The 6,059-nt window shown below is 67.2% G+C and carries 4 protein-coding genes and 2 pseudogenes (1 of these 6 running past the window's edge); all 6 read right to left on the bottom strand.

Features of this window, described 5'->3' with window-relative positions; all coding sequences use genetic code 11:
• Positions 1-1,287, bottom strand: a pseudogene (locus BN903_RS07645) (DNA polymerase II large subunit); the annotation flags it as partial.
• 37 nt (positions 1,288-1,324) lie between these two features.
• Entirely contained in the window at positions 1,325-1,744 is a 420-nt protein-coding gene (locus tag BN903_RS07640; RefSeq protein ID WP_048077173.1) for a PPC domain-containing DNA-binding protein, read from the bottom strand.
• Between the two features lie 236 nt (positions 1,745-1,980).
• Positions 1,981-2,358 (bottom strand): iron-sulfur cluster biogenesis protein NfuA, encoded by a 378-nt coding sequence (locus tag BN903_RS07635; protein ID WP_048077172.1) that lies wholly within the window; start codon positions 2,356-2,358, stop codon positions 1,981-1,983.
• Between the two features lie 71 nt (positions 2,359-2,429).
• Positions 2,430-2,759: a DUF5783 family protein gene (locus BN903_RS07630; protein WP_048077171.1), complete on the bottom strand. Its 330-nt coding sequence runs from the start codon at positions 2,757-2,759 to the stop codon at positions 2,430-2,432.
• A gap of 298 nt (positions 2,760-3,057) precedes the next feature.
• Entirely contained in the window at positions 3,058-5,193 is a 2,136-nt protein-coding gene (gene katG, locus BN903_RS07625) for a catalase/peroxidase HPI (protein ID WP_048077170.1), read from the bottom strand.
• Between the two features lie 295 nt (positions 5,194-5,488).
• A pseudogene (gene lpdA / locus BN903_RS07620) lies at positions 5,489-6,059 on the bottom strand (dihydrolipoyl dehydrogenase); it runs 839 nt beyond the window's last position.

The raw sequence follows: 6,059 nt of genomic DNA, 5'->3' as shown, positions 1-6,059 counted from the left end.
GCGGACCTCCTTGGCCTCCTCGGGGTCGTCGATCCGGCGGACCTCGCCGTTCGCGAGCCGGACCGTCGGTCCCTCGATGGAGTCGACGGGGACGACGCCGTGGGCCTTCCCCGGGCGCTCCGTCTTGATCTGTGTCCCCGCCGCGAGGAAGTCGTCGACGATGTGCATCGTCGCGGGGTGGACGCCGCCGGTCGCGAACCCGTGGTTGCGCGCGCGACCGTACCGCAGTCGGAACCCGCCGGCCTCGCTCGGATGTGTGAACACGGGGCGGCCCGCGATGAGGTCGCGGAGGAACTTCTGGGAGGGGTCGGCCCGGACCGGTCCGGCCGGCTCGTCCGCGTTCGAGCCGTCCCCCTCCGCGTCGTTCTCGGCGTCGCCGTCGCCGTCGCTCTCCGCGGACTCGTCCTCGGCGTCTTCCGCCGCGTCGCCGTCGCCGGCCCCGTCCTTCCCGATCGTCCCGTCGATCAGGTCCTGGAGCCACGGCCAGTCGACCTCCTCCAGATCGCGGGTATACCGCTGGATCTTCGGGGCCTTCAGCGCGATCCCCTCGGCGGCGACGAGGCACATCCCGCCGCGCGCGGAGTTGGTGTCGACGCGTTCCAGGTCGCGGAACCCGGAGACCTCCTCGTCGCTCGTCGCCTCCCCGTCGAGCATGATCGGGATGTGCTTCGCGATGAACTTCGACTCCTTGTCCTTCGGCGTGTACTGGAGCCCCGTCTCCTTGTCGTAGAGGGCGATCTCCTCGGCGTAGCGCTCGACCTCGGCGTCGCGGGGCTTGTACTCGTCGACGCCGAGCAGCGATCGGGCGTAGTCGGCGACGAGCACGGACAGCGCCTGCGCGGTCCCGCCCGCGGAGCGGATCGGGCCGGCGTAGTAGACGTTGACGAACTCGGTGCCGTCGTCGTTCTCCAACAGCTCGACGCGGTCAATCCCCTCGATCGGCGCGGCGACGACACCCTCGGTGAGCAGCGCGACCGCGGTCCGAACGGCCCCCTCGATCTTCCCCTCTCGGGAGTCGTAGTCGCCGACGCTGCCGTCGACGAAGTCGGTAACCAGCTCTAGGGCGGCCTCCTCGCGGGACATCTCTCCCTCCAAGTCGCGGACGCGCTCGGCGACCCCGTCGATCCCGAGGATGTTCTCGACGCGGTCGGCCATGTCGCGCGCGACCGGGATCTCGATCTCCGGCTCCGGGTCGTGGCCCTGCTCTTTGGCCGTTTCCGCGACTTCCCACGCCTCGTCGAGGCGCTCCTCGATCTGCGCGAAGTAGCGCTCGTCGTCCGGTCTCATCGGGCGTCGACCGCGGAGGCCGTGCGCGCGCTCCGGGTCACAGCCACAGGTCGAGGTCCGTGGCTTCGTCGTGCGAGCGTTCGAGCGGCTCGGCGAACGCGCGCAGGTGACACTCGCCGGCCCAGACCGTCGCCGAGTCGAGGTGCCCCGCGAGCGCCTGCCCGCTCGGCCGCGAGAGCACGACGTGGGTGTGCGCGAACACGTCGCCCTCCAGAAGTGAGACGTTGCCCACGCAGGCCGCGACCTCCAGCGGCTCGTCGAAGGTGACCGACCGGTACTCGGTGTCCTCCTGGTCGTAGAACCAGACGTCCGCGTCTTGGACCGCGCCGAGCGCCGTGAACCAGCCGGCCTCGACGTCCTCCTCGCGGGCCAGCGACTCGATCTCCTCGCGCCAGTCGGCACCCGTCTCGAACCGCGCGACGTACTCCGCCGTGGGTTCGACCTCGCGATGGTACATAGAGCGCCTCAACGAGTGCCGGGGGCAAAAAGGCTTCAGTCGGCCCCATCTCGATCGAGTCGTACATTCGATATAGCGAAATATGATTTACTCCGTCATCGATCGACGACAAGTCAGAATCGACCACGGCGACAGAAAATCGCCGAGAGGCAGACAAAAAGACCGATATTCGGCCGGTAGAGATGTGACTTAAAGCCTGAGAAAAGCGGAGAAGGGGCCGTCCGCGGTCGACCGGCTCAGAACGGGGCCTGCGGGCCTTCGTCGTCGCCGCCGTCGTCGGTCGTCTCCCCGGGGAAGGAGGGCGACATCCCGCCGCTGCTCGTTCCGCCGAGGTCGCCGTCGGCACCCGCGGCCGCGCCGGTGTCGGCGTGGACCGTCTCGATCTCGGGGATCTCTTTGACCATCCGGGACTTGATCGCCTGGATCGTCATCGGGGAGATACCGCAGCCGGAACAGGCTCCGCCGAGCTGGACCGTCACCTCGCCCTTCTCGCGGTCGAGGTGGGCGATGGCGGCGCTGCCGCCGTGCATCTGGATCTGCGGGAAGTTACGCCGCAGGAAGTTCGTGATCCGCTCGCGGAGGTCGTTGTCCGCGTCAGTCGCGTCCGTGCTCATGCCTACGAGTTGGCGGTCGGCGTGCTTATGCCTTTGGTTCGGGCGGATCCGGGTGGAGGACGCCGCCCGGCTCACTCGGGACGGTCGACGCCGAGAGTCCGGTACAGTTCGGACTCGATCCGCTCGACGTACTCGTCGAGCGTCTCCTCGAACGTCTCGTCGTCCACGGCGACGGCTCCGCGGATCCGCTCGCGCGGGTTCTCCGGGAGTTCGACGCGGAACTCGCCGTCCTCGTAGAACGGCTCTGACTCGTTGAGCACGGTCTGGTCGATACCGTGGATCAGCTCCGAGTCGTACCGGTCGTTCATCTGGTTGAACGCGTTCTTGTACGCGCGCTGAAGCTCGTTGAAGTAGTGCGCGTACTTGTCCTCGAACTTCTCTGGGTCGAACTCGTCGGCCATGTCGCGAGCGACGGTCTGGCGGGAAAAAAGCGGGTCGATCGCCACCGAGACGCCGAAACGGACGAAAACACGGGGCGTTCCGGACAAGGAGTTCAGCCCCGCGGCAGCTCAATAAATTGTATACCGCGATATAGAATATTGAGATCGCCTGCTGGGGGACCGACTGAAGTCGGACCGTAAGCCATCGAGGATAGCAAGCTCGGCGGGAGACTCGTGAGCAACGAGCGACGGAGGGGTATCTGTGGGCCAGACTCGGACGACTCGAAGGAGAAGAAACCGGACTGCGGGAGTGACCGCGTTAGTTCAGGTCGAACCGGTCGAGCTTCATGACCTCGCTCCAGGTCTCGGCGAAGTCCTCGACGAACTGCTCCTCGTCGCTCGCGTACACGTCCGCGATGGTGCGGAGCCGCGCGTTCGAGCCGAAGATCAGGTCAGCGCGCGTCGCCTCCCACGCGACCTCGCCGGTCTCGCGGTGGCGGATCTCGAAGACGTCCTCGTCTTCGGTGACCGCGTCCCACTCGTACTGCATGTCGAGCAGGTTCGCGAAGAAGTCGTTCGTGAGCGTGCCGGGCTGGTCCGTGAAGACCCCGCGGTCGGAGTCGCCGTAGGTCGCACCCAGCGCGCGCAGGCCGCCGGCCAGCACGGTCATCTCGCTGGCGGTCAGGTTCAGCAGGTCCGCCTTGTCGACCATGAGGTCCTCGACGTCCTCGTCGGTGTCGCCGAGGTAGTTGCGGAAGCCGTCGGCGTCGGGCTTTAGCGCCTCGAACGAGTCGACGTCGGTCTGCTCCTCGGTGGCGTCGACGCGGCCGGGTTCGAAGGGAACCTCGACGTCGTGGCCCGCGTCGGCCGCGGCCTGCTCGACGGCGGCGGTCCCGCCCAGCACGATGAGATCGGCGAGCGAGACGCGGACGTCGTCGGACCGCGACTCGTTGAAGTCGGCTTGGATCGATTCGAGCGTCGAGAGGACGTCGGCCAGCTGCTCCGGCTCGTTGGCCTCCCAGCTCCGCTGCGGTTCGAGGCGGATCCGCGCGCCGTTCGCGCCGCCGCGCTTGTCGCTGTCGCGGTAGGTGGACGCCGCCGCCCACGCGGTCTTGACCAGCTCGCCGACCGACAGCTCGGAGTCGAGCAGCTGGCCCTTGAGGTCGGAGATCTCCGCGTCGCCGACGGTCTCGTAGTCGGCGTCCGGCAGGGGGTCCTGCCAGATCATCGTCTCCTCCGGGACCTCGGGGCCGAGGAACCGCTCCGGCGGGCCCATGTCGCGGTGGAGGAGCTTGTACCACGCCTTCGCGAACGTGTCCTGGAACTCGTCGGGGTCGTCGCGGAACTCCTCTAAGACCGCCCGGAAGTCGTCGTCGTGCTTCAGGGCGACGTCCGTCGTGAGCATCATGATGTCCTCCTTGTCGGAGGGGTCCGCGACGCCGGGCGCGGCGTCGTCCAGCTCGTCGTTCTTCGTGGTCCACTGCCACGCGCCGCCGGGACCCTTCTCCGGCTCCCAGTCGTAGGAGAGCAGGTTGTTGACGTAGCTCATGTCCCAGACGGTGGGCGTGGCGTTCCACGGCCCCTCGATGCCGCTGGTGATCGCGTCGGGACCCTTCCCCTCGCCGAACTCATTGTCCCAGCCGAGACCCTGGAGGTCGATGGGGGCGTCCTCGGGTTCGGGACCGAGGTTGTCACCGGAGTCCGCGCCGTGGACCTTCCCGAACGTGTGGCCGCCGGCGATGAGCGCGACGGTCTCTTTGTCGTTCATCGCCATTCGGCTGAAGGACTGTCGGATGTTCTTCGCGGAGCCGTCGAGGTCCGGCTCGCCGTTCGGCCCCTCGGGGTTGACGTAGATGAGGCCCATCACGGTGTTACCGAGCGGCGGCTTCAGGTCGCCGTTCTCGTCGAAGCGCTCCTCGGAGGTGGTCTCCCACTCGCTTTCAGGACCCCAGTCGATGGAGTCGTCGCCTTTGAAATCGTCCGCGCGGCCGCCCGCGAAGCCGAACGTCTCGAAGCCCATCGACTCCAGCGCGACGTTGCCAGTGAGGACGATGAGGTCGGCCCACGAGAGCTTCTCGCCGTACTTCGTCTTGATCGGCTCCAGCAGCCGCCGGGCCTTGTCGAGGTTGACGTTGTCGGGCCAGCTGCTGATCGGCGGGAGCCGCTGGTGTCCGCCGGCCGCGCCGCCGCGGCCGTCGAGCGAGCGATACGTCCCGGCCGCGTGCCACGTCATGCGGATGAAAAGCGGGCCGTAGTGGCCGTAGTCGGCCGGCCACCAGTCTTTCGAGTCCGTCAGGACCTCCTCGATGTCCGCCTTGACCTCGTCGAGGTCGAGGTCCTCGAACGCCGCCGCGTAGTCGAACTCCTCGTCGTAGGGGCCGACATCGTAGCCGTTCTGATCGAGTAGCTCCAAGTCCAACTGGTCCGGCCACCAGTTTTGCGTATTACTAGCCATCAAGAAATGGTCGGTCCTCGCCGCTGATAATATTGTCTAATTCGTCGAGGGAAACATCGTTATAATAGAGGAATTATATCGAAATAATGAAGTTCTATTTGTGAATCTGCGAAGTAATCATCAGGAGGCGCGACCTCTTCCTTCAAGTGGATACACATTTCGGGGACGCCAGTCGAGAAGCAGACAGTTCTGATCTCCGACAGTTCGGGCGAAGAGTCGTTCGAGCGGAGGAGGTCCCGTATCACGAGCGAGAGTCGCGACCGCGACGCCGCGAGCGACGGTCTAAACTCGCTCCTCAACGGTTCAGCGTGTGGATCGCCTGCCCGCGCGCGTTCTCGGCCGCCTCCATCACGGCCTCCGCGAGCGTCGGGTGGGTGTGGACGGTCGCGGCCACGTCTTCGAGGGTCGCGCCCATCTCGACCGCGAGCGCGACCTCGGCGATCAGCTCGGAGGCCTCGGGACCGACGATCTGCGCGCCCAGCACGAAGCCGGTCTCGTCGTCGGCGACGATCCGAACGAACCCCTCGGTGTGACCGGTCGTCATCGCCCGGCCGGAGGCGTTAAACGGCATCTCGCCGACGACGGGCTCGAAGCCGTCGTCTTCGGCCTCGGCCTCGGTCATCCCCACCGTGCCGATCTCGGGGTCGGTGAAGACGGCCGCCGGGACCGCCTGCCGGTCGAGCGCCGCCGGCTCGCCGGCGATCACCTCGGCGGCGACGATCCCCTCGTTGGAGGCCGCGTGCGCGAGCATCGGATCACCGGCGACGTCGCCGACGGCGTGAACGCCCTCGACCGCGGTGCGGGTGCGGTCGTCCGTCTCGATGAAGCCGCGGTCGTCCGTCTCGATCCCGGCGTTCCCGACGTCG

Source organism: Halorubrum sp. AJ67 (genome assembly GCF_000513435.1).
Note: the sequence above shows the minus strand (reverse complement) of the source record. Positions and strands in the feature narration are given on the sequence as shown.

Coding starts and splice junctions, on each gene's coding strand:
- BN903_RS07640 (WP_048077173.1), bottom strand. CDS start 1,744: ATGTACCATCGCGAGGTCGAACCCACGGCGGAGTACGTCGCGCGGTTC.
- BN903_RS07635 (WP_048077172.1), bottom strand. CDS start 2,358: ATGAGCACGGACGCGACTGACGCGGACAACGACCTCCGCGAGCGGATC.
- BN903_RS07630 (WP_048077171.1), bottom strand. CDS start 2,759: ATGGCCGACGAGTTCGACCCAGAGAAGTTCGAGGACAAGTACGCGCAC.
- katG (WP_048077170.1), bottom strand. CDS start 5,193: ATGGCTAGTAATACGCAAAACTGGTGGCCGGACCAGTTGGACTTGGAG.